This window comes from Ignavibacteria bacterium (assembly GCA_015709655.1).
Classification (GTDB): domain Bacteria; phylum Bacteroidota; class Ignavibacteria; order Kapaibacteriales; family Kapaibacteriaceae; genus OLB6.
In genome coordinates, this window is sequence record CP054181.1 from 1279564 (window position 1) to 1302739 (window position 23176).

The 23176-nt window shown below is 49.5% G+C and carries 22 protein-coding genes; 3 read left to right on the forward strand and 19 right to left on the reverse strand.

The window, feature by feature from the left end:
• Window positions 1-4: 4 nt before the first annotated feature.
• The 13 genes from HRU79_05095 to HRU79_05155 all read right to left on the reverse strand — a co-directional run bounded on the left by HRU79_05095 (window position 5) and on the right by HRU79_05155 (window position 9859).
• Complete coding sequence (locus tag HRU79_05095) at window positions 5-1555, reverse strand: F0F1 ATP synthase subunit alpha (GenBank protein ID QOJ26055.1); 1551 nt, start codon at window positions 1553-1555, stop codon at window positions 5-7.
• A 21-nt stretch (window positions 1556-1576) separates the two neighbouring features.
• On the reverse strand, window positions 1577-2116 hold the full coding sequence (gene atpH, locus HRU79_05100) for an ATP synthase F1 subunit delta (protein ID QOJ26056.1): 540 nt from the start codon (window positions 2114-2116) through the stop codon (window positions 1577-1579).
• 3 nt (window positions 2117-2119) lie between these two features.
• Window positions 2120-2614, reverse strand: coding sequence for a F0F1 ATP synthase subunit B (atpF, locus tag HRU79_05105; GenBank protein QOJ26057.1), 495 nt, complete (start codon window positions 2612-2614; stop codon window positions 2120-2122).
• Between the two features lie 118 nt (window positions 2615-2732).
• Window positions 2733-2966, reverse strand: a complete 234-nt coding sequence (gene atpE, locus HRU79_05110) for an ATP synthase F0 subunit C (GenBank protein QOJ26058.1) — start codon at window positions 2964-2966, stop codon at window positions 2733-2735.
• Window positions 2967-2985: 19 nt separating this feature from the next.
• On the reverse strand, window positions 2986-4056 hold the full coding sequence (gene atpB, locus HRU79_05115; GenBank protein QOJ26059.1) for a F0F1 ATP synthase subunit A: 1071 nt from the start codon (window positions 4054-4056) through the stop codon (window positions 2986-2988).
• Entirely contained in the window at window positions 4053-4436 is a 384-nt protein-coding gene (locus HRU79_05120) for a hypothetical protein (protein QOJ26060.1), read from the reverse strand. Before HRU79_05120 ends, atpB begins: the two co-directional genes overlap by 4 nt.
• Window positions 4437-4439: 3 nt before the next feature.
• Window positions 4440-4706, reverse strand: coding sequence for an AtpZ/AtpI family protein (locus HRU79_05125; protein ID QOJ26061.1), 267 nt, complete (start codon window positions 4704-4706; stop codon window positions 4440-4442).
• A 42-nt stretch (window positions 4707-4748) separates the two neighbouring features.
• Window positions 4749-6125, reverse strand: coding sequence for a hypothetical protein (locus tag HRU79_05130; protein ID QOJ26062.1), 1377 nt, complete (start codon window positions 6123-6125; stop codon window positions 4749-4751).
• On the reverse strand, window positions 6115-7119 hold the full coding sequence (locus HRU79_05135; GenBank protein ID QOJ26063.1) for an adenosine kinase: 1005 nt from the start codon (window positions 7117-7119) through the stop codon (window positions 6115-6117). Before HRU79_05135 ends, HRU79_05130 begins: the two co-directional genes overlap by 11 nt.
• Window positions 7119-8132 carry a D-alanine--D-alanine ligase gene (locus HRU79_05140; GenBank protein ID QOJ26064.1) on the reverse strand — a complete coding sequence of 338 codons (1014 nt, stop codon included), beginning with the start codon at window positions 8130-8132 and terminating at the stop codon, window positions 7119-7121. Before HRU79_05140 ends, HRU79_05135 begins: the two co-directional genes overlap by 1 nt.
• Window positions 8129-8836, reverse strand: coding sequence for a uracil-DNA glycosylase (locus tag HRU79_05145; protein ID QOJ26065.1), 708 nt, complete (start codon window positions 8834-8836; stop codon window positions 8129-8131). The genes HRU79_05140 and HRU79_05145 overlap by 4 nt, the downstream gene beginning before the upstream one ends.
• A complete protein-coding gene (locus tag HRU79_05150; GenBank protein ID QOJ26066.1) occupies window positions 8823-9410 on the reverse strand; it encodes a hypothetical protein in 588 nt (195 codons plus the stop codon). Before HRU79_05150 ends, HRU79_05145 begins: the two co-directional genes overlap by 14 nt.
• Before the next feature lie 62 nt (window positions 9411-9472).
• Window positions 9473-9859 (reverse strand): hypothetical protein, encoded by a 387-nt coding sequence (locus HRU79_05155; GenBank protein QOJ26067.1) that lies wholly within the window; start codon window positions 9857-9859, stop codon window positions 9473-9475.
• 248 nt (window positions 9860-10107) lie between these two features.
• Here HRU79_05155 and HRU79_05160 point away from each other — a divergent pair, with 248 nt between their 5' ends.
• Both HRU79_05160 and HRU79_05165 read left to right on the forward strand, forming a co-directional pair.
• A complete protein-coding gene (locus HRU79_05160) occupies window positions 10108-11103 on the forward strand; it encodes a hypothetical protein (protein ID QOJ26068.1) in 996 nt (331 codons plus the stop codon).
• 2 nt (window positions 11104-11105) lie between these two features.
• Complete coding sequence (locus HRU79_05165; GenBank protein QOJ26069.1) at window positions 11106-12284, forward strand: hypothetical protein; 1179 nt, start codon at window positions 11106-11108, stop codon at window positions 12282-12284.
• A gap of 130 nt (window positions 12285-12414) precedes the next feature.
• Here the strand turns inward: HRU79_05165 and HRU79_05170 are convergent, their stop codons facing one another.
• Window positions 12415-12645: a hypothetical protein gene (locus tag HRU79_05170; protein ID QOJ26070.1), complete on the reverse strand. Its 231-nt coding sequence runs from the start codon at window positions 12643-12645 to the stop codon at window positions 12415-12417.
• Between the two features lie 155 nt (window positions 12646-12800).
• On the opposite strand from HRU79_05170, the gene HRU79_05175 reads away from it, so the two are divergent.
• Window positions 12801-13037, forward strand: coding sequence for a transposase (locus HRU79_05175; protein QOJ27274.1), 237 nt, complete (start codon window positions 12801-12803; stop codon window positions 13035-13037).
• A gap of 35 nt (window positions 13038-13072) precedes the next feature.
• Here the strand turns inward: HRU79_05175 and HRU79_05180 are convergent, their stop codons facing one another.
• From HRU79_05180 to HRU79_05200, 5 genes are all read right to left on the reverse strand, one after another.
• Entirely contained in the window at window positions 13073-15589 is a 2517-nt protein-coding gene (locus HRU79_05180; protein ID QOJ26071.1) for an ATP-dependent Clp protease ATP-binding subunit, read from the reverse strand.
• Between the two features lie 152 nt (window positions 15590-15741).
• Window positions 15742-16659: a hypothetical protein gene (locus HRU79_05185; GenBank protein ID QOJ26072.1), complete on the reverse strand. Its 918-nt coding sequence runs from the start codon at window positions 16657-16659 to the stop codon at window positions 15742-15744.
• 1 nt (window position 16660) lies between these two features.
• A complete protein-coding gene (locus HRU79_05190) occupies window positions 16661-17422 on the reverse strand; it encodes an enoyl-CoA hydratase/isomerase family protein (protein ID QOJ26073.1) in 762 nt (253 codons plus the stop codon).
• A 38-nt stretch (window positions 17423-17460) separates the two neighbouring features.
• A complete protein-coding gene (locus tag HRU79_05195; GenBank protein ID QOJ26074.1) occupies window positions 17461-20274 on the reverse strand; it encodes a S8 family serine peptidase in 2814 nt (937 codons plus the stop codon).
• Between the two features lie 18 nt (window positions 20275-20292).
• A complete protein-coding gene (locus tag HRU79_05200) occupies window positions 20293-23142 on the reverse strand; it encodes a S8 family serine peptidase (GenBank protein ID QOJ26075.1) in 2850 nt (949 codons plus the stop codon).
• Between the last annotated feature and the right edge of the window lie 34 nt (window positions 23143-23176).

The window sequence follows — 23176 nt, forward strand, 5'->3', positions numbered from 1 at the left end:
GTGGTCAGGCTGTAGCCATGAAGTGTTCGCCAAATGTTGCCAGGGCGGTGTCAAGCCCGGCTACAATGTCATCGGTAAGCGCTTTTTCGGAAGCAATCTTTGCAAGCAGATCCTTATGGGCAGTCTGCATATACTCAACAAGTTTTGTTTCGTATTCTTTAACGGTGTCAACCGGCAACTCATCCATCAAACCCTTTGTAGCGGCATAAATCACAACCACCTGGACTTCTACAGATACCGGTTGGTACTGACGCTGCTTCATCACTTCCAGCAGCCTGGAACCGCGCCGTAGCTGCTGCTGTGTTGATTTATCAAGGTCTGAGCCGAACTTGGCAAATGCTTCAAGAGCTCGGAACTGTGCCAGCTCGAGCTTCAGCGGTCCGGCCACCTTTTTCATTGCCTTGATCTGTGCGTTACCACCTACCCGCGACACTGAAATACCAATGTTCAGCGCCGGACGTACGCCTGCATTAAACAGGTTGGGTTCCAGGTAAATCTGTCCGTCGGTAATCGAGATAACGTTGGTAGGGATGTATGCAGCTACGTCACCAGCTTGTGTTTCGATTACGGGAAGCGCTGTTAACGAGCCCCCTCCCAGACTATCGTTAAGCTTAGCAGCGCGTTCCAGCAACCGGCTGTGCAGGTAGAACACGTCGCCCGGGTAGGCTTCGCGTCCCGGCGGACGGCGGAGCAGCAGTGAAACCTGACGGTATGCGGCGGCCTGTTTGGACAAGTCGTCGTAAATCACCAGGGCGTGCCGGCCGCTGTCTCTGAAGTACTCACCCATGGAGCAACCGCAGTATGGAGCGATAAACTGAAGGGGAGCGGGGTCAGATGCCGACGCGGTAACGATGGTGGTGTATTCCATGGCGCCGTACTTTTCAAGAGTAGCCAGAACGTTGGCAACCGTTGAACCTTTTTGTCCAATCGCTACATAGATACAGTAAACCGGTTTAATACCAAGCGCAGCCGCTTCGGGTGTGTGGGTAAATTTCTGATTAATGATCGTATCAATAGCGATCACCGTTTTTCCGGTCTGGCGGTCACCGATAATGAGTTCGCGTTGACCTCGGCCTATCGGTATCAGAGCATCAATGGCAGTGATACCGGTTTGGAGCGGCTCGGTAACCGGCTGACGGTCAATAACGCCAAGGGCCTTGCGTTCAATCGGGAACATTTTTTCAGCTTTGATAGCCCCTTTCCCGTCCAGGGGTTGTCCCAGCGGGTTTACAACCCTGCCGATCAGGGCTTCGCCAACCGGGACTGATGCGATCTTGCCCGTGCGGCGTGCCTGGTCTCCTTCGCGTACCAGCGAGTCATCGCCGAACAGCACAATACCAACGCTGTCTTCCTCAAGGTTAAGAACCATTCCCACAACGTCGTTGGGGAATTCCACCAGTTCCGACACCATCACGTTGGTAAGTCCAAAAACGCGGGCAACACCGTCACCTACCTGCAGTACGGTGCCCACCTCGTACACATCGGTTTCGTTTTCGAATCCCGACAGTTGACGTCGGAGAATCGCACTGATTTCTTCTGGTCTGACTTCAGCCATTGTAATTCCTTAACTTATTAATCAATTATTCGCAAGTCGGTGTTTGAGTTCCTGCAGCCTGTGGCGCAACGAACCATCAATGACGGTATCGCCTACGGTAACGGTTACACCGCCAAGCAGCGATGAATCGGTTTTGTAGGTAGCTTCTACCGTGCTTTTTGTTCTTGATGAGAGTACCTTGGTAAGTGATGCTTGTGAATCGGCATCGATCTCGTGAGCACTTGTTACCCCCACTCTGGTGATATTGCGTTCGGTATCTACCAGTTCAGAAAAGGCCGTGGCGATTTCCGGAATAAACTGTTCACGTCGTTTATCAACCACCAGGAGCAGAAACTTTAGCATCAGTTCCGAGACAGTGCTGTTGAAAATTTCACGGATGACGTTTTTTTTGCGCCATGACTCGATAATGGGACTCCGCAGCAGCATTCGCAGGTCTGCAGAGTGGCTGATGGCTGCGTTAATCAACGCAAAGTCTTTCAGCAGAACATCTTCCGATTGCGTCTTTTTTGCTTCGATGAGCAGGGCGTGTGCGTACCGTTTTGCAATGGCAACAACAGACATAGGTTAGTTCTTGGAGATCTCTTGAACAAAGTCGTTAACAATTCGTTTATGGTCATCGTCCTTCAGCGTCCGCCCGAGAAGTTTTTCGGTGGCTTCAACAACCAGTGTTGACATCTCGTTGCGAAGCTGGGCAATCGCTTCATCCTTCTCACGTTCGATTTCGCGCTGAGCTTCTACCAATTTCTGATGTTTCACCGCATCGGCTTCATCGGTAGCTTTTCGGATCAGCTCTTCTGCCTGCGACTTCCCATCACGAACGATCTGCATCATTTCTGCCTGAGCACCGGAAATCTTTTCTTTTGCTTCACGCAAAATGTTCTGTGCCTCAGCATTCGCGTTTTCGGCAGCCGTTATCGAATCCTTGATGCTTTGCTCGCGAGCTGCCAGACCGGCCTTCATCGGCTTCCACGCAAACTTTGCGATGATGAACACAAACAAGCCAAAGTTCACCAGTGTCCAAAACACCAAACCCGGGTCAAGTTTCAGAAAATTTGGCATAAACGTAGTCAGTAAGTTTAACAGTTATTTGTCAGGGGGCTAAATCACTGTGTTCCCGGCCACACATTGCCGCAGAACACACTGACTTAGACCCCGCGCAGTACGCGGGGTACAAGCTTTAGTGCGTTTTCAGTGCGAGCAGAATACAGATAACGCCTGCCAGAAGCGCAACACCTTCGATAAGTGCTGCACCGATGATCATCGTGGTACGGATGTCACCGGCATTTTCGGGCTGACGGCTGCTGGCTTCAAGGGCGGCTGCGGCCAAACGTCCGATACCGGTACCTACACCGAAAACCGTGACTCCAACGCCTAAACCGGCTGAGAGCCATGCAAATGCGACTGCTTCCATAGTTATTCTCCTGAGTGTATTAATGTGGATGTACTGTTGCTAATTCGTTGTCGTGATTGTGTTTGTGTGAGTCGTGGGTAACGTGTTCGCCCAGGGCAAGGCCAACAAAAACGGCGGTAAGCATGGCAAAGATGTATGCCTGCAGGAAGGCCACCAGCAGTTCAAGAAGATTGATGAATACTGCAAAACCAACACTGAGCGGTGCTACAGCATACGATTCAAAGTAGAAAATCAGGCCAACCAGCGCTATCAGAACAATGTGCCCGGCCGTCATGTTTGCAAACAAACGGATCATGAGGGCAAATGGCTTTGTAAACATCGAGATGATTTCAATCGGTACCATGATCGGGGCCATGTACCAGGGTGCCCCGCCCAGCAGGTGCAGCAGCCAGGTTTTAATACCGGCATCCTTAATGGCAATAAAGTTAACAACCACGAGTTCGGTCAGAGCAAGTGCGCCGGTGAGTCCCAGAGCGCCTGTAGCGGCATGGTTGCCGGGCAGCATACCAAAAAGATTAAGCACCAGAACAAAAAAGAACAGACCGGTGATGTAGGGCATCAGCCGGTCGCACCGTTTGTCGGTACCAACATTCGGACGTACCATTTCGTCTCGTACGTACAGCACAATTGATTCCAGGAGGTTCTGAAGACCTTTGGGTTCTTCCTTTGGTTTGGAACGGTATCGGCGTGTGCCAAGGATAAACAGAGTGGAAATCAGCGCAATGGCAATCCACTCATACACAACAAAGTTGGTCACCGAGAGGTCGAGTGCAGGATGTTCGCCTGTGGACTTGCGTACGGGATGTCCGCCATGCATTGTAAAAACACCGGCTTCTTCCAGAGCCGCGGGATTTTTGTAAAAATGAAAGCCGTCGTCAACCAGGATAACAGGCAGTTGCCGTACATGGGCAAAAAACATATTTGCTTCATGATGATCGCCCAGATCTTCGATCAGGTGCATAATGGCGTTGGAGCCGAGCACTTCATCAGGGTGTTCAGCAAGGTCGTGGCCATCGGTTAACGGCGTTACCTTGGTCGTTTCCGGTGTTCCGGCTACATGGTCGGAAGGTTGTAACGAATCTGTCTTCATGCAGTGTAGTAGTTCAGGAGGGAGTGAGGCACTAAATCATCGTTTTTTTTTAAGAGGTCAGAAACGGGTCTTCTGATTTTTCTTTTCTGCTTCTCGTACCATTGATGAAAAAAAAAGATTTCGGCCATTAAAAAGAGGAATGACGAGATGGCAAATGTGATAGCAAAGGAGGTTTGGTGCATATCCAGTGGGCCAAGGCACAGCCAGATACAGGTGATAACCATGATGGAGCGAATACCAAAGGAACCAAATACAATTCCAAGGAAGGTATTTAATTCCTTCCCGAACGCCCAGCGGGCTACAATGAAACCAATAACGGCATTCAACACGCTAAGGCCGAATGCCGCAAGAACCGATGCAAGTGGCCCCTTGAAGTCCACCCATTACCCTTTCTTTTCCTTCCGGTGATGGTCGCGCTCCAACAGGCGGTTCGCAGACCGTAAAAACTGAACCAAGCCAACCACACACCCAATGCAAAGGCCGATTACCATACCCCATGGCGTACTATCCATGCGGGAATCGATATACCATCCGATGCCTCCCGGAACCAGTACCGAAGCTGCCAGTTGCGCCCCTAATGAAAGATAGGGAGCCGCTTCCTGTATCGCCCTGGCATGCTTTTCTGCGTTGGTATCCCGGAGGTTGTGCATGTAATGGCAAAACAAATGTCGGCAAAATTAGGCGGGGTTATGTTAAAAACCCAATTCCCTGAGGTTTTCAAGTACGTCCTCACGGAAAAAATTCTGTGATTCCCCGTAGGCGGTGTTGCTTCCGATAAACCGTAAAGCCCCGTAGGTAGAGGGGTTAAGGGGCTTAATCGGACTTGTGGCCAGGATTGTTACTTCGTCAGGCCGAAAATCATTGTCGGCATCTTTTACAATGACGGTACAGCCAATTTCAACTGTTTCGGCAGGGTTGGAGGGCGGAATACCAAAGCCAAGGAGGTCAAAGGGTATCTTCATTTTTACAACGTAGCCGTCGTGTTGCTGAGCCGATGTTGCCCGTGCGCTTTCTAATGCGTCTTGTTGGACATCGCTTAACGCGTCGGTTGTTTTTAGGGTCAGCGTCGGTGGCACTTCCAGGAAGTCACCCAGACGTACTCTGAAGCCGTACAGGGCACTATCGGCATCTTCTCTTGCTTCAATTCTGCGTTTATCAAGTTTTTTTATTGTCCTGCTGGGCTGCTCCTTCGTTGGGAGTGTAACGTCGAACCAAACTTCAACTTCGTCGGCTACGCAGGTGTCACACCATCCGGTAACAACCGAATCATCGGTAACCTTAACCATCAGGTACAGGTCACCAACATCATAAACAAAGCGGGTAACAAACGATGCATCCGAAGCCCCCTGCCACCAAAACGTTCCGCTCTGCACGTCATCGATGGAATACACGCGGGCCTGCGTAGTGATGCCACCGTACATCTGCCGGCTGCGCTCGTAACAGGGAATCGTAAGGTAATCCGAGGAAAACAGAAGTTCTCCCTTCCTTCCGGAGTACAGTTCCGAGGTTTGAAGGGTAAGGTAGTTTCGGTAGCTTTCGTGGTCGTAGTTTAAAACGGCATTCGACCGAAATTCATCAACAAGAATCATGTTGCCGCGGTCAAAACGATAACCGTTAACGCTCCAATCGTCATCACGCCGCTTTTTGGCAATAAAGCATGTTGTATCTTTAATTACAACTCCAACTTCCAGGGGCAAACGCACAAAGGGTACGGTATAGGAGGCTACGTTGATCAGATAACCGTCGATATCACCGAGCAGGAAAACCTGACACTCCTTCTTTCCGGTGTTTGCCCGGTAAATGCTGAATGCAAGGTCATTAAAGCCGTCACCAGTAAAGTCGCCTACATCCCAGCCCCATACCCTGAATGCCGACCGGGGAACAACGTTCTGAATGTCGGCCAGCAACTCGTCGGCAAAGTAGGGTTTGAGTTTCTCCAGCATCTCGTCGAGCGCCATGCCACTCTGTGCCTGACCTGACAGTGGAAAGCTAACCATTCCCGCAAGTACAACCAGGATGCCCGTGAGTTGCGTAATATGGTCCCGTACGGTAATTCCTCTACACACCATGGATGGTTGCCTGGTTTAGTATTGTATCGCGGATCTGAACGTGGTCGGTACGCAGTCTGGCTCCGTACTGCTGTACGATTCGCGACGCTGCATACGATGCAAGCCGGCCGGCATGTTCAGGTTTGTATCCGTGAAGTACGGCATACATAAAGGCGCCGGCATACATATCGCCGGCACCGGTTACATCCACAACGTTGGCGTGATAAGCCGGAATTTCGGCATCAGTACCAAACCAGTGAATCAGCGAACCGGCTGAACCCTTGGTAAGCACAACGTTGCGGAAGCTGTGCTTCAGCGCCCTGAATGATGCTTCAGCGGTTTCCTCGGCTGCAAGGGCCTGTGCCTCGAACTGGTTACAGATAACAAGATCGGTATTCTTCAGAATCGGCTTCAGCCTGTCTGCAAACGATTCAATGATGAAGGCATCCGAGCAACTCAACGCCACATGACTGCCATTTTTAACAGCTGTGTACGCAGCAACATCGAGCGCTTCAGCTCCGCTTTCTTCGGTGACCTTATATCCTTCCAGCAGCAGCCATTCTGATGCCTGCAATATGCGGGAATCCAGAAGGTCACGTGAATACAACGTGTTGGCTGCAAGCGTAGTATTCATGGTTCGTTCGCCGTCAGGCGTTATCATCACAACACACGACCCTGTATCGGCTCCCGGAACTGCTTCGGCTGCCAACTCGATTGTAAGATCGCGAAACTCGTTTGCATAAAATTCTCCGGTGGCATCTGCACCAAGTACCGACATGAAGCCGGCAGTTCCGCCAAACTGGGCAAAGGCAATCATCGAGTTCGCTACCGATCCGCCAGAGCTTCGGTGAGGGGTTTTCGACGCCAGGGTTTCAAGGATCTCGCGCTGGCGCTGTACGTTGGTAAGCGTCATTCCGCCTTTGCGGACGCCAAAGCCATCCAGCTCGGCTTCCGTGATGTTAAACTCCATGTCAACCAGGGCGTTGCCGATACCTGTTAGTTTAATCGACTGCATTATGCTCCTTCGGTACTCAACCGGATTATTTCTTCACAGAGGGTTCCAAACTCAATACCGGCTTCACGTGCCGCCATTGGCACTAAACTCAGCTCGGTAAATCCCGGCGAGGTGTTTACTTCCAGACACACCGGTATGTTCTCGTCGGTAAGCCGGAAATCCACTCTGCTGATTGCCTTGCAGCCAAGTACATTATGGGCTACAACGGCCAGACTCATTACGTGATCACGCACCTCCTCCGAAAGGTCGGCCGGACAGAAGTACTGGGTTTTCCCCTTGGTGTATTTGTGCTGATAGTCGTAATAACCGTCATCGGCAACAATTTCGATTACAGGCAGGGCATCGCCCCCTAACACCGCCACGGTAAGCTCGCGGCCGGGTACATACCTCTCCAAAAGCACCAGATCTGAAAACTGTCCGGCAAGCCTGATAGCATCAGCAATGTCCTCAACGATGCCGCTGTGCACAATCGTCATCCCAACTGTAGAGCCCTGGTTATTTGGTTTTACAACAATCGGACCATTAAGCTCTTTTCGAATTTCGGAGATCATCTCGATGTTGGAAGCCTGATCGGGTGTTGTGGTTACCCAGTGCGGTGTTGGAATACCGCCAACCTGAAACAGCATTTTTGAAAGGGCTTTATCCATTGCGGTGGCGCTGGCAAGCATGCCGCTTCCGGTGTAGGGAATACTGTGCAGATCGAGAACTGCCTGTACGTAGCCATCCTCGCCGTAGCGTCCATGCAGTACGTTAAAAACTACATCGGCACACTGCAGCTCGGGTGCTAACGGAAGTTCCAATATTTTTTTAATATCGAGCGACTGTAGCAGAGCAGCATCTACCGGTGCAGAAGTTGCTTGGGCCAGGGCTTCATCGGTAACAATGCCAAGGGCGGGATCGTACGGTGTAACCGTATGCCCCAGCGTCCGTAACGCACCTACAACGGCACGCCCGCTCAGCAGCGAAATGTTTCGTTCAGGACTGTGTCCGCCCAAGAGTACAACGATATTCATGTGTTTGATGTGTTAATGAGTGTTCGTAGAAACTTAACATCTTCCCATGTTTCTTTCTTCCAGGAGGGATTTCGGAGTAATGCCGCCGGGTGATAGGTAACAATGGTTTGAATTCCGTGATAGTTATGAATGATGCCGCGCAGGTCTTTCATACTGCTTTTGTTTTTTAACAGCGTATTGGCAGCGGTTAAACCCAGCGCAAGAATAAACCGTGGCCTGACCAAATCGATTTGTTTCCACAGATAGGGTTCACAGCTTTCAATCTCGAATGGCGTTGGTTTCCGGTTATTGGGGGGCCGACACTTAATGATGTTCGCCACATACACATCTGCCCGGTTCAAATCAATGCTTTCCAGAATCTTTGTAAGCAGTTGGCCTGCCCTGCCCACAAAGGGCAAACCCTGCTCATCTTCGTCAGCACCGGGAGCTTCACCAATCACCATAATCTCGGCATTCGGGTTACCGGTACCAAAAACCAGACGTATGCGGGTGGTGCCCAGCGGACATTTCATGCAGTTTTCTATTGCCTTGTGCATTGCGTCAAGGTTTTCGGCTTCGGTCCACGGTGTATCCATAGTATTCCCGGCCAATGGGCTGTGTAATTCGTGTGGTTCCGGCAGTGCTGTCAGTGTAACCCAGGTAGTTCTGCCAAACACCTCTGTCTGCTGCTGCAGGTACGCAGCTACATCATCAAAAGTTTTCATCGAGTATAAACTTGGTTACCATTTCACTGCCAAGGCTCCAGGCTGCTCCCCACAAATCCGTAGGGCTTTCGAACGAAACAACGTACAGCCTGTCTGTTTTCTCATTTGCTATCAGCAGTTGGTGTATTGTTACGGTATCTAAGCCGGGCGTTGTTTTTGTGTACTGCATGCCGTACACGACAAACGGATTCTGCGGGTTTTCCCATTCGCTGATCAGGGTTACGGTAGTATCGTTTTTTATTAGCTCATGAAAAGCGCGGGCATATTGCTTTGCCCACATTTTGGCTTTATCCGATACGTGGCTTACGCAGTTCACCGAAAGTCCGGTTCGAAAGGATTTTTCAATCTCAACGTTTTCGAGTGATATCGAATACGATTCTGTTCCTTCGATAGTTTCGTGGTGCGTAAACCAGCCTTTGGGCTTTAAAAACTTAGCCTTAATCTCGGGCATTGAAAACCACTCAAAACCCGAAGGCGCGTTGGGGGCATTGTCACCCGAAACTGCCTGAACCTTACCAGGCAGCGTAACGATGGTTAGCACCGTTATTAAAAGCGAAATAAATCCGTACTTCATTAACATGACTGCGATATTACAACGAACCGGCGCATTTGATATCCAAAAACATAGGGGTTATCTCAAGAGGGCAGCTTTTTTTGATTTTCATGAATACAACGTTTACCGCTTACGTACGATACTGCTACTTTCATCAGGAACAACACGGTGCTTGTCAAAAAAAGAACCACCCGTTTACTGTCGAGCAGCTGTACTGGAACCCGGCAGACGACTTCTACGTCCGCCCGATGGGACAACAGATGAATAACGCCGGCAGCTCCATCGAAGAAAACGCTAACGTGTTTGAGCAAATCATCATTCTCTGCCAGACGCAACGCTGCCATGGCTGCCCGCTGCAAAGCGCATGTCATACGGCATAAGGCAACCGCATCATCGAGATCAATCATCAGTTCACAGACTACAAACAAAAAGCCCGAGCCAATCTTACCAGCGATGAAGGCATTCGCCAAAGAATACTACGAGCATACGATGCTGACACGATCTTCGGCAACATCTAGCAGAACGGAGGCTTCACTGGCACAGGCAGGCAAAAGCGGGTATGTCTGTTGGCAACTTCAATCTGTAGCTGGCCAAACATATTTAATTTATTTATTGAGTAGTTTGTTTTGTTTTATTTGATTTTTGTTTGGTATGTTTTCTAACATTTATTTTCTCTGGTGTAATACATAATTTAGGCACCTTAAGCAAGGATAAACTTATGGGAGACAGTAATTCGATAAAACATTGCCTCAAGACACTTCGGTTGTATTTGTGCTACCCACTGATTGGTACTGTTTTTGGCGTTACATTGATCATGTTGCCTGCTAGTGCACAGATTCCTTGCTATCCGCAATTCGATTCAGAGTATTACACCTTCAGCTTTCCGACGCAGTATCCACCGTTAGTGACCAGCATGCCGTTGGATGTTCTTGTTGGTCACATTGGGCTAGACAGTCTGTGCAAAGCCAAAACATACGGAGAAATTGAGACGTTTTTTCGAGCAAGAACATACTGGGATGACACACTTAAGTATGCCGCCAAGTACTTACTATCACTTGTTGATTATGATCCGGTACTGTTAAGACTTACTCAGGGAGGTTCACCTTCATATATGAGTCTCGTTAATGTTTATCGTGACTATCTGGTCGCATCGGCCAGAGGGCTTTCTGCCAGACCAGAGCTTGACGAAGCAATCTTGGGAAGCGACTACATTCTCGTTATCAATGTCACGTCAGTGACGGATCGTAGTGATACATCCGCAGCATTCGCACAGCATGCACGTATCGTTCGATTCAATGTAGTTGATACTATTCTGGGAAAAACGTTGCCCGGCTGTTATAATCTTGGAGGAACAGGTGCGTCGGTTCCTCCAGATTGCAACTGGTTTGATATCAGCCGTGAGCAGGTTGGGATACAACTAGAGAATTATGGCTTGCCTGCAGATTCCGGTTCAGTCATTGCTGCTTTACCGATGCCCACAAAACAGTATTTAGTGTTCTTACGACTTAGCACACTGTGCCAAACATCAACATCGGCCTACATGACGATGATGCCACTCTACCCGATCAGTGCCAAATCTGGCGTGTTCGAGGTTACGTCAGGTTCGATTTCTGATCCAATGAATCTTTTTGGAGTAGGTAATTCTCCTACTTTGTCGTCTGCTGTTGAAGCTATTCGAACGCGTATTTTAACAATACATTCCTTGGTAAATTAATTATGAGAATTCTCTATGTAATACTGTTGGCAACAGTGGGGATTGCCAGAGCTTGGGGGCAATATGGCTCGGTACAAGCATGCAGTAACCAGGAGTTCCCGTACCGGTTCTGTCCATTTATCAATGGTCAGCCAGAAGTGATCTGCACCACTACTCCTACAAACATACCTGGCAAAACTGCTCTTCGGAATTTGTTCCCACTTTGTGCCAGAGTAGTTGCCGGACCGGACGATCCTCAAACTGTCTATATCAGAGATGTAAACGGTGTAGATGTAGTCGTTTACAACCCTGCACAATTACAAGCTGAAGTTGATCTTGCCATAGAGGCATGGAACTGTCTCTGCGGGAATACAACGCCGAACATGCAGATTAATTCGACATGTTGCTCTCAAATACGATGGACAAGAAACCCTCGCGACTTTAGTGGTGTTACAGCCGGCACGTTCCGGCTCGGAGAACAGCAGGTGAGTGTTTTTTCTACGCCACCTCAGTCTTGTGGTGAATTAGGTTGTTACAATGAAAATGGTGTACCTACTCCCGTTGGACGGCGACAAATGTTACTAAATAATACCGAGGATTTTCGGTCTCCAGTTGGTGCTGGACCATCTGCGCAACGTATGTTATATACTGGCCCGGTACTACCCACGGGACCAGGCAATGCTGCATTAAACAACTTGGCGCAAGTTTGGAGTATTCGTGATGTTATTACTCACGAGATAGGACATTGGGCAGGATTAATTCATCCAGACGCAGAAAATCCACCAAACAACACACTTCGCTGCGATCAGACTGGTGCTCCCTCTAGAGGCATAATGACTTCTACTACAACTAGCGGAACAAATCCGAAAGGCATTTCAGACCAAGATAAATGTCAGTTCATGCGTCTCTATTGCCCAACGATAACCAGTATTGATCAAGAAGTCAAGCTTATTGCTGCAAAGGAAGAGCTAATGGTTTGCAGTACGAGCGGTGTCTATCATTGGAATGTTGGAGGATGTACCAGCAATGATCTTCGAGCTTGGAATATCCGTGGTGACGAAATTACTACACCACCATTCACTCAGGGATCTGATGGTTTTATAACGGTCTACTGCTATAATTTGCCTAAGACTATTGTTGTTCTTTCTCTAACATGCTCTGCATCTGGTAATCATAAGTTTTGCTTATTGCCGGTTGAATGATAGTCGGTAAACTGCTTACTGATAAGGTGTTGATTACAGCGGTGCTTCTCATAGTGCAACAGGCTGTCTAAAAAGGACAGCTTTTTTGATTTTCACTCCTTTAAGAAGATCAATCCGAAGAGGCTAGAGGCTATATGAATACCAGGCAAAAGATCAGATCATGGATGGCAGAAACAGTTGCAGCTAAACCAATCCCGATGCCACCTTTATGCGCATGAATGACGACCATCTGCACAACGATCAACTTAAACCCGGCTACAATGTGCAAATCAGTACGATTAATCAGGTCATTCTCAATTTCAACGTTTATCCGAACCCTGCCGATACGCTGATGCTTCCTTCCCATCTCAACAGTTATCACTACTTGTATTGACAAGTGCCGCAAATCGTTACTGCCGACTGTGGGTGTGACTAGAAAACGTCAACGGGTTTGAGCAAATCATCATTCTCTGCCAGACGCAACACTGCCATGGCTGCCCGCTACGAAGCGCATATCATAAGGTATAAGGCAACCGCATCATCGAGATCAATCATCAGTTCACAGACTACAAACAAAAAGCCCGAGCCAATCATACCAGCGATGAAGGCATTCGCCAAAGAATACTACAAGCATACAATGTAGAAACGATCTTTGGCAACATCAAGCAGAACGGGGGCTTCACCGGCACAGGCAGGCAAAAGCTGGTTTGTCTGTTGGCAACTTCAATCTGTAGCTGGCCAAACACATTCAAAAAACTGAACTCTTACTTTTGAGAAAGGGGCTTTGGTATGCGTTTTTTTACTGTTTATTATTCTTCGTGAGTTTCTGCTTCTTCAGGTTTTTCTTCATCAGCAGATTTTGCTTTAGAAGCCGTGAAAACCAAATGTCCGGCTTTTTTATCGAGCTTTCCTTTCACTATTGTTCCTTCAGGATAATTGCCACGCAGCATTTCTTCGGCAAGCGGGTCTTCCACATAGCGCTGCAGAGTTCGGCGCAGCGGGCGGGCACCGTACTTCTCATCAAACCCGTGATCGGCAAGGAATTCCTTTGCCGTCTTGGCAATCTCTACGGTGATGCCACGCGCAGCTAGCCTTTTGTAGAGGTCTTTCAGCTGCAGATCGATAATTGAAACCATGTGTTCTTTTTTGAGCGGGCGGAAAATCACATACTCATCAATTCTGTTCAGGAACTCCGGATTAAACAGTCTGCGCATTGTTTCTTCGATGGTATGCTTCACGTTATCGTAGGTATCGGTCTCTTCGTTTGTCGAAAAGCCAATTCTTCCACCGGCTTTAACATCGCGCATTCCAACGTTGCTGGTCATGATGATGATCGTATTCTTAAAGTCAACACGCCGGCCAAGTCCGTCGGTAAGCTGTCCATCGTCAAACACCTGCAGCAGAATGTTAAACACATCGGGATGTGCCTTCTCGATTTCGTCAAGCAGGACGATGCTGTAGGGTTTGCGGCGAACTTTCTCTGTTAGCTGTCCGCCTTCTTCGTAGCCAACATAGCCAGGGGGAGCACCTACCAGACGTGACACCGAGAACTTCTCCATATATTCACTCATGTCGATCCGCACAAGTGCATCGTCGGAATCGAACATATACCGTGCAAGAACTTTTGCCAGTTCAGTTTTGCCAACACCTGTTGGCCCAAGAAACATAAACGAGCCAATAGGACGTGAGGGATCCTTGATGCCTGCGCGTGCGCGCCGGATTGCCTTTGCAAGGTGTTCAACCGCTTCTTCCTGACCAACAACCTGTTGCTTAAGAATGTCGGCCATCTTCAGAAGTTTCTCGCTCTCGCTTTCGGCGATACGGTTTACGGGGATACCCGTCATCATTGCGATAACATCAGCAATATCATCTTCGGTAACATCGTGAATGGTTTGCTCGCCTTGTTGTTCCCATGCATCCTTAGCGGCTTCAAGTTCGGTTTGATATCGTTTTTCAAGATCGCGAAGCCGTGCGGCTTCTTCAAAGTTCTGCGACTTTACAACAACGTTTTTTTCCTGACGGACCTGTTCAATTTTCTCTTCCAGTTCAAGGACGTTGGCGGGTACGGAAATGTGGGACAAGTGAACGCGAGCACCCGCTTCATCCAGTACATCCAGTGCCTTATCCGGCAGAAATCTGTCGGTAATATACCTGTCAGCCATGTTCACACAGGCCAGTATGGCTTCGTTGCTGTACCGGACACCATGATGTTTCTCGTATCGGTCGCGCACATTCATCAGAATTTGAACTGCTTCGGATACTGACGGAGGATCGACCATGATTTTCTGGAAGCGTCTGTCAAGCGCACCATCTTTCTCGATAAACTGCCGGTACTCATCCAGGGTGGTGGCACCAATACACTGGATCTCGCCACGCGAGAGTGCAGGTTTAAACATGTTCGATGCATCTAACGATCCGGATGCACCGCCTGCCCCGACAATGGTATGAAGTTCGTCAATAAACAGGATAACATCTTTGGCTTTTTCCAGTTCGTTCATAACGGCCTTCATCCGCTCTTCGAACTGCCCCCGGTATTTTGTTCCGGCAACCAGGGCAGCAAGGTCGAGCGTTACGATGCGCTTATCAAACAAAACGCGCGACACCTTTCTGTCAACTATCCTGAGTGCCAGACCTTCCACGATGGCCGTTTTGCCCACACCTGGCTCTCCGATAAGGACTGGATTGTTTTTCTTTCTGCGAGAGAGGATCTGAGCAACGCGCTCGATTTCTTTTTCGCGCCCAATCACAGGATCCAGCTTGTCTTCCAGAGCAAGTTTTGTAAGATCACGGCCGAAATTATCCAGCACAGGCGTCTTTGCCCGCTCCGGTACCTTTGTTTTTGACGTGGTTCTTTCTGACCTTGGTGTGCCGCCTGCCGGATCGGCCGGTTTGTCGCCCTGGTACGAGTCCAGTTCCTTCCGAACTGTATCGTAGGTAACCGAGTATTGCGAGAGGATCTGTGCTGCAATATTGTCTTCGTCACGCAGTAAACTCAGCAGCAGGTGTTCTGTACCAATTACATCGTTCTTGTAAAGTTTCGCCTCGAGATATGTAATCTTAAGAACCTTTTCTGCCTGCTTGGTTAGTGGGATGTTGCCAATGGTAAGCGGACCACTCATGGAACGCACTGTATCCTCGATCGAACGTTTGAGCTTGCTCAGATCAACATTCAGATTCCGCAAAATCTTAATTCCAACGCCTTCGCCTTCGCGGATGATACCCAGCAACAGGTGTTCAGTGCCAATGTAGTCATGTCCAAGCCGAAAAGCTTCTTCTCTGCTCAGCCTAAGAACGTCGTGCAACCGATTTGAAAAATTGCCTTCCATGATTTTTTTCCTTTAACAAGGGAGAGACTCATTGCTACAGACGTTTATGAAGCAATTGTGTTACTTCCGGTAGCAGATGTTGGTAATATAACCGTCGGATCCGGTGCCGGAGGTGGAAAGATTTCAACAAGCATCAACCGGGCCCGCGCCTGTTACTCAAATAGGCGTTTTACCTGTCCAATACTGATAATCAGATTGGAGTGGTTACTTGCCGGCAGGACAGGGGGCTTGGGTTTACTATCAGTTTTTGACTTGCTTTTTGTTTTTGATGCAGCGGCAACCGGAGCGGGTGGCGATGGCACATACACAGCAGATGCAGGTAGCTGACCAATTACGTACGTTATTCGCAGGTCAGAGTGTTTAAGATCCTTCAGTTCCTGCTGGATGGCCGCCTTACGTTGTTGTAGCAGGTCAGCATTGGGGTCGGCAACACTGGCTGCAACACGTACTGGAGGCACTGGAGGCTCGGGTTTTGTTTTTGCTTTCCGGTATTTCTTTTCATACGCCGTCATGGCCTTCACCCAGTCCGCCGAGTCAGCAAGAAACTGTTGTTCAGCCTGGAATTGCGCTACGGCTGCACGGTCTTCATCGGGAACTACGGTTACGTTGACCGTCATCTGCGGATTCTTGGTCAGTGTTTCCTTTAAAGCTGTTATCTGGCTCTTTCCGCTCGCCGAAATCGTTGCGGTGTTTTTCTCAAACATCCTGCCTTCGACTAGTACATCTCCTGTGTGCAATGCTCTGACCTGAAAATCACGCTTGATTTCCTGAAATTTCGTGGAAGCCGGAACATCAACCGTAAACTCGGCTTTGTACACATTAAAGCCTGTAAAAAGCAGTTTGTGCTGGCCTGCTTCATTAAGAACTGCAAGGTACGAGCCATCGTCGGCAGACTTAATACTGGTTTTCTTTCCCGTTGCACTTACAAACGTCATCGAGCATCCCACCGGTTTGTGGGTAACAGGGTCGGTAACCTTACCTTCTACTCTGGTTGTAGCTTGTTGCGCCAACATAGTGGCAAACGCACACAATGTGAATACCATCACGGTTATTCTTTGTAGTAGTCTCATTCTATGTTTTCTGTTTGTTAAGAAAGTTTGCTATTCCGTTTTGACAGTCCTGCGTTGATCTGGCAAACGCATTTACAGTTGCAGCGTAGCTAAGCCCGGCATCAATGCTCATCCCATGTAAGGCAGTAAACATCTGCTTGCTCAAAGCAATCGAGTCAGCGCTTAATCCTGCAAGATGCTCGGCCAGGTGCATGACTTCGCTTTCAAGATCATCATCGGCAACATGCCTGGTTGCAAGGCCAATTCGAACCGCTTCGTCGGCTTGTATGATTTCGGCCGACAAAACCAGCCGACGTGCCTGGGTGTCTGATAGTCTTCGTAGGAGGAATACCATTACGATTGCGGGGACAAATCCAATTGCAACTTCGCTATATCCAAAACGAGCCTTCCCGGTACCGGCAATCACAAAATCACACACCGTGGCAAGACCACAGCCGCCGGCAATGGCAGGACCGTGCACCATGGCAATCACCGGCTTTGGGCATTCACTGATGGTTCGCATCAGCGTCATTAACCCGAAACTATCAGCAAGATTCTCCATCGAGCTGTTGGTTGCCATCTTCTGCAGGTATGCCAGGTCAGCTCCGGCACAAAATGCGGGGCCGTTACCTCTTAGCACGATACTGCGAATGCCCGGGTCAGCGGCTGCCTGTTCAAAGCTGCTTTGCAGAGATTGTACCATCTCCGGACTCAGCGCGTTCCGTTTTTCCGGACGGTTCATCAGGATAATCCCAACCGCTCCGGTACGTTGAAGTTGAACCATGGCTCAAAAATAGGACTTAATGCGTACCGTAATAATGGCTATCTGATTATCACAAGCGATGCATGGTTGAATTGCTGGCCTGCCCAAACCCTTACATCATAGGTACCGGAACTGAGCTCTGAACAGTTTACCGTTACCAACGAATTCCCGTGTATTGCTACTTGTTGTGAATGGACTATCCTGCCCTGTAGGTCGGCAATGTGTATCTGTGCAGTAACCGTGGTTGTTTCAGGCATCCGTATTGGCAGGGTAAACTGATTACGAGCCGGGTTGGGGAATGGGTTGCTTGCGATATTGCTGTCAAAAAAACCAAATTCGGGCTCAACGTGCATCTGTTCGGCTTTGTTAATGAGCCTCACCAAATCAGAACGCGTTTCGCCTACCAGGAATACCTGACGCAAACTTCGCATTCCACCGGGCTCGATGGGATCATGAAAATACACGCCTGTTACACATGCTGCATCAACCATGGTAAACGATTCGGCGTTCTCCCGTCCCCGTAACAGGTTTTGCTTGCGGGCGTCTGTAAATCCATCGTACGTGGTTTGGTTATTGACTCCTGCCTTTACGACCGTTGCCTGCGAATACGGCGTTTGTGCATAGGAACACACAGATAGGCCTAATGAGTCAGCCGAGGTTATCAGCACGCCATTACTAAAGCCAGGGAGTAGTGCGTTAACGGAATTGTGCGCCGGGTTTTCGCCAAGATCCCAGTCCTGAAACCAACCAACACCAACGTTTCTGAGCGTGCTGTCAGATATATTCTTCACCGTGATATCTATTACGAGAATACCCTGGTTTGCCGTGTCGGCTGATATGTTCATACCTACTTCTACACCTATGCGCTGCGGTGCCGGTGCTGCCAGGTCAGAAACGATTCCGTAAAGGGGCTTGGGTTTATTAAATCTTTTTATCGGTATAAAATGGTTATTTGACCCTTTTTCACTACGAACGGCATCTACAACCTGGTTATTAGCCGTAATCATAAGTCCGCATTCCGGAAGCAGACCGCATGAGTTCTTGTAGGTAAAGCCAATGCCAAAGCCCCTTTCAGAATCAACCTTGCCGATCCTGGCGTTGTCGCCCACCGATGTTGCAAACACCGTGTTGGCAATGTTCCTGAACGGTGGGGCGGGAGTGACCGGGATTACCAGCGGTCGTTTATGGACGGCTCCTGCCGAGGTCTGAGTAACCAGGTCGGCAACGATGTACGCCGTGGTGTCGGCATTACGTTCAACTACGCAGGTAATCCCGTCAATTGTGACGGTCTGCGAGTTTACGACGGGTATGCCGTACGAGATTGTGGTTGGTGACAGCATTCGCAGCGCGTTGGCAGCCGTCCCGACAATCCGGATATTATCAATATTTAGCAGTGTGCATTCGTACAGAACGTTTGTCAGATGCAGTGCTACACTAATCGTATCCCCCATTCCCCACCGGGTATCCGGGCTCAATGGTGTAATGATCACGCTGTCCCATTCAAACGAGGGGATGCTATCGGGATTTACGGTCACGGCATTCAATACGTCAAGTCGGCCATAGGGGAGCAGCTCGCGCATGATTTCCGCCGGTATGGTCTTCCACGGTGCCGGTTGTGCCGCCTCGCGCACTACGGCACAGGCCTGTACGGGTGTCAGATCGGGCCGGCGCGAGCGGACAAGGGCAACAGCACCCGCCACAATGGGGCTGGATCCGGAGGTACAGCAGAAACTACCGTACCCGCCATTGTTGGATGTTGTTAATGTATACTGTCCGGGTGCCATGATATCAACAGTGGGCCCGTGTCCGGTCATCCGAATTACATTATCACTGGGGTCGCATACGCCTACACTTAACACGCCGGGATACGAGGCAGGGTAAAATGGGGCTGCTGTGCCGTGATTGCCGGCGGCTGCTACAATTGCGGTGCCTCGTTCGATTGTATATGCAACTACGGCTTCGTCAAAACACGACCGGCTGGACGAACCCCACGAGCAGTTCACAACCTTGATGCCATTTACTGCACAGTACACCAGCGACTCGTATCCGTACACAATCCAGCCTGTATTATCGGGCATTGTTTTCAGCGGAACCATTTTGCAGTTGTTTGCAACACCGGCAATACCGATGGTATTGTTAACAACCGCATCGCAGATTCCAGCAACACCGGTGCCATGCCCTTCCCTTGAGTTGTACGTGTTGCCGGGCATTGTTCCGTCATCGGCAGTACAGAAATTGTAACCCCGATAGTCATCCACATATCCATTGCTGTCATCATCAATTCCATTGTCGGCAATCTCTGCAGGATTTACGTGCAGAGCATCGGCAAGGTCTTCATGACTCTGCAGTACTCCGCTGTCACTAATCCCTATCAGTACCAAAGAATCTCCTTTTTCAACATCCCATGCATCGAAAGCACGAATGGCGGCCAGCATGGGCTGCTGGCTAACCAGCGAGTCATTTGGTATTCCGGTGAGTGTAACAGCATATACCGGAGAGCAGCATTCCACAAGGGTACAGGTACGTGCAACCTTTTCAGCCATTATCGAGGGATGCTCACCGGACAGAAATTCAACAACGTACGACCGAAGGAGTTGCTGCTCCAGATCGTATAGTTTGTTAATACCGAGCGGCCGTATTGCGGTATCGGACCATACCGATTGCTCCGGGAGCAGTGCTCTGTACAGAATACGCAGACCGTAGCTTGCTAAAACTGACGGATGTAGGTGTTCGGGTACACCCTTCGTGAGCCGCACCTTGAGTCGGCCGGCCACAACCCCTTCGCTGACGTTACCGGAGAGTGACGGTAGTACAACGATTTCTGCGTGAAGAACACCTGCACACAGCAATATGAGAGCAAAGATTTTTGTCATTGGCACATACGGTATAAATCAGCGGACAATCACAAGCGGATGCCTGACCATGGTACGGTTACTTGTTGCCAGTATCGTGTAAAACCCTGCGGGCCACTGCGATGTTCCAATTGTAATCCGGTCTGCAAACGTTCGAGAGCTATACACAGTTCTGCCCAAAGCGTCAGCAACCTCCACACTCGTGGTTCCCGCCGGTAGGATTACTGCTATACTCTCTCGTGCAGGCTGAGGCCATACGCTCAGTGAGCTGTGCGGAACCTCACGAACAGTTGTTGCTGACTGGATTGTCTCCCGCACTGCCTGATTTGCTTCCTGTTCTGTTTTACCTACGCCAATTACAATACTGAAGGCCTTGCGCTCACCTGGCTGTAGAACACCCGGGAATCTCATGCCCACTACACTGCACATATCGTCGGGAGCATTATTCCTGTCAGGCGTACCCGAATTAAGCAGGTTAATGACATCCTGATCGGTTAACCTGTCACTGTCATCAACGATCTCCCATGTGGGCATGCCAACTGCCTGCGGCACACCCGGATGGTCACTTGTGTACGCTGCAATCGTGACTACCATTGGGAACCCGTCGCGCTCAAACAACAGGGCGCCACCGTTTATCGCCGGATTGTCGGGGATTGCACTTTGCGCACGACGAGTAATGTTCTCGGCACCGGACGGACCAATATCAAAGTCGAAAAGGTAACCGGCTGCAACATCTGTGAGGGGGCTGGCAGTATGATTCTCAACTTCGATATCAATGACAGTAGCGGCGTTACTGCTCACGGGAAACCAGCAGTGCTCGCGTATCCGCAGGCCTATACTACGGTTTGGAAACACGGAGTCTGTGAGCACTGCCGATGTTGGATGAGGTGCCGCAAAGGGCTGCTCAGCCGCAAAATCTGAGTTGTCATCACGGTTATTGTACGCCTTCACTGCCCGAGTGTCTGCTTCGGCAGCCAGTAAACCACCAACCCAGCTGAACTTTTGATTCCCTGTTTTCCAGCCCGCACCCCCGCCATCAGCAATGGTATTGTTCGTCATTGTTGATGCATATCCAAACATTCCGTGATCACCGATACTATAAATTAGTTTATCGTTTTCAATGGTCGTCATCTTTGATCCCGGGAATACATTCCAGTTTAGCCTGCCGAACTGTTCATTGTTGCGGTACTGCAGTTCAAAAACAAGCGGCAGCTTACCTATTTCACCAAGAACTACGCGATATGGTCCGGCGGTTATCCGTATTCCCGGTGTTACTTCGTTTACGGTAAGGGGGTTGCCTGAAAAGCTAACGGACCAGTCTGCTTCGTCGGCAAGCTCCGGAGTAATAACTATCTGTGATGCCGTACCAAGCTGATTTTTCAGAAATACCAGAATGTCAATGGTATCACCGGTAGTGTATCTGGTTATCACGGTACCGGCCGTATTTGTAATCTGAACCTGTTCAATACTAAAGCCACATACAGTTTCCGGATTAGTACCAAGGGCTTTTGCCGCATTAATGCGCCCCGGCAAAACACCCTGATAGGCTGAATTCAGGGTAACAACGGGGTCGGCAGTAACCTGCAACAATGCCGCAACCTGCTGTGCCGTGAAGTTGGGATACTTAGAAACAATAAGGGCTGCAACCCCGGCCGCAAACGGAGCTGCAAACGATGTCCCATTTATACCTTGCGAGCTGTAGCTGCCACCATGCACAGTAGTAAGTGCACCATTGCTTGGTGCCATGATATCGGCGTTGGTACCAAGTCCGGAAGACGGTGAGACCTTATCACCGGTTGTTAGTTCACCTGTTCCGATAACACCATCGAAGGCTGCGGGGTAGTTAAATTCTTTCCAGCCGGCACCCTGCAATCCATTACCATGGTTACCGGCACTGGAGGTAATTACCATACCATGTGCGATGCAGTAGTCGGTGATCAGGTTTGAGATGGCGCTGTACGGACGTGGTGCCATACCCTGTCCGGGATGCGAGCCCCACGAGCAATTGGCCACCTTGAAACCCATCTGCGAAGCGTACAGTAACCCATCGTAACCATACAGAATCGATCCGGTTCCGCGGGGGGCTACTTTAATCGGAAACAACGAGCATGAGTGCGCAATTCCTGTAATCCCTTTATCGTTACTCCCTTTTGCACTGCAGATTCCGGCAACGTTAGTACCATGGCCGCCCGATCCCGTGTTGGCTGTAACACCCGGCTGGGTTCCGTCCTGCTGCCAGGTTAGATTAGCCCCCTGATAATCATCTACCACTCCGTTATTGTCATCATCAATATTGTTAAGTGGTATTTCGGCGGAATTGGTCCACAGCGCCGGTTTCAGATCTTCGTGCGACTGATCTACACCGTTATCGATAACTGCAACAACAACATCCGGACTTCCCTTGGTAATATCCCAGGCCTCTTCCATATTGATAACCTGAAGAGCCTCCTGCTCGCTAAACAAAGGGTCATTGGGCACGTAGTTAACGTCCATCGGATACCAAGGCTCAGCAAGGGTGACGTTGTTGAGTTTTGCTATCCGTGCAGCCACATAGCGCGGGTTTTCGATTCCTGTATATTGCACAACTGCGCACCGTGCCAGGTTCCATCGCGCCTGTAGCTGGCTCTGCCTTCTATCTGTTGGCGCATAATCGGGAAAGGTGCTGAACAAGGCCAGAGGTTCAACGTAGCGGTATGCAACAGTAAATCCTGAGGGTAGCCACGTACTGTCGAAAAAGGGGCTTTGAAACTGCACACGCAGGTAGCCCTGCACCATTGGTATACCGTCGTAGGTTTGAACTGATAACAGGGGAAGCTGACACCATGCCGTAACCACATTCAGTGAAAAGGCAAAAAGAAATACAAACCGGAGCAGATTCTTAAATTTCATATTCGCATTTTACGGTACTTTAACAAATAACCTG

Excerpts from the sequence above, each read along its gene's own strand:
- HRU79_05095 (QOJ26055.1), bottom strand. The coding sequence starts at position 1,555 with ATGGCTGAAGTCAGACCAGAAGAAATCAGTGCGATTCTCCGACGTCAA.
- atpH (QOJ26056.1), bottom strand. The coding sequence starts at position 2,116 with ATGTCTGTTGTTGCCATTGCAAAACGGTACGCACACGCCCTGCTCATC.
- atpF (QOJ26057.1), bottom strand. The coding sequence starts at position 2,614 with ATGCCAAATTTTCTGAAACTTGACCCGGGTTTGGTGTTTTGGACACTG.
- atpE (QOJ26058.1), bottom strand. The coding sequence starts at position 2,966 with ATGGAAGCAGTCGCATTTGCATGGCTCTCAGCCGGTTTAGGCGTTGGA.
- atpB (QOJ26059.1), bottom strand. The coding sequence starts at position 4,056 with ATGAAGACAGATTCGTTACAACCTTCCGACCATGTAGCCGGAACACCG.
- HRU79_05125 (QOJ26061.1), bottom strand. The coding sequence starts at position 4,706 with ATGCACAACCTCCGGGATACCAACGCAGAAAAGCATGCCAGGGCGATA.
- HRU79_05130 (QOJ26062.1), bottom strand. The coding sequence starts at position 6,125 with ATGGTGTGTAGAGGAATTACCGTACGGGACCATATTACGCAACTCACG.
- HRU79_05135 (QOJ26063.1), bottom strand. The coding sequence starts at position 7,119 with ATGCAGTCGATTAAACTAACAGGTATCGGCAACGCCCTGGTTGACATG.
- HRU79_05140 (QOJ26064.1), bottom strand. The coding sequence starts at position 8,132 with ATGAATATCGTTGTACTCTTGGGCGGACACAGTCCTGAACGAAACATT.
- HRU79_05145 (QOJ26065.1), bottom strand. The coding sequence starts at position 8,836 with ATGAAAACTTTTGATGATGTAGCTGCGTACCTGCAGCAGCAGACAGAG.
- HRU79_05150 (QOJ26066.1), bottom strand. The coding sequence starts at position 9,410 with ATGAAGTACGGATTTATTTCGCTTTTAATAACGGTGCTAACCATCGTT.
- HRU79_05160 (QOJ26068.1), top strand. The coding sequence starts at position 10,108 with ATGGGAGACAGTAATTCGATAAAACATTGCCTCAAGACACTTCGGTTG.
- HRU79_05165 (QOJ26069.1), top strand. The coding sequence starts at position 11,106 with ATGAGAATTCTCTATGTAATACTGTTGGCAACAGTGGGGATTGCCAGA.
- HRU79_05180 (QOJ26071.1), bottom strand. The coding sequence starts at position 15,589 with ATGGAAGGCAATTTTTCAAATCGGTTGCACGACGTTCTTAGGCTGAGC.
- HRU79_05185 (QOJ26072.1), bottom strand. The coding sequence starts at position 16,659 with ATGAGACTACTACAAAGAATAACCGTGATGGTATTCACATTGTGTGCG.
- HRU79_05190 (QOJ26073.1), bottom strand. The coding sequence starts at position 17,422 with ATGGTTCAACTTCAACGTACCGGAGCGGTTGGGATTATCCTGATGAAC.
- HRU79_05195 (QOJ26074.1), bottom strand. The coding sequence starts at position 20,274 with ATGACAAAAATCTTTGCTCTCATATTGCTGTGTGCAGGTGTTCTTCAC.
- HRU79_05200 (QOJ26075.1), bottom strand. The coding sequence starts at position 23,142 with ATGAAATTTAAGAATCTGCTCCGGTTTGTATTTCTTTTTGCCTTTTCA.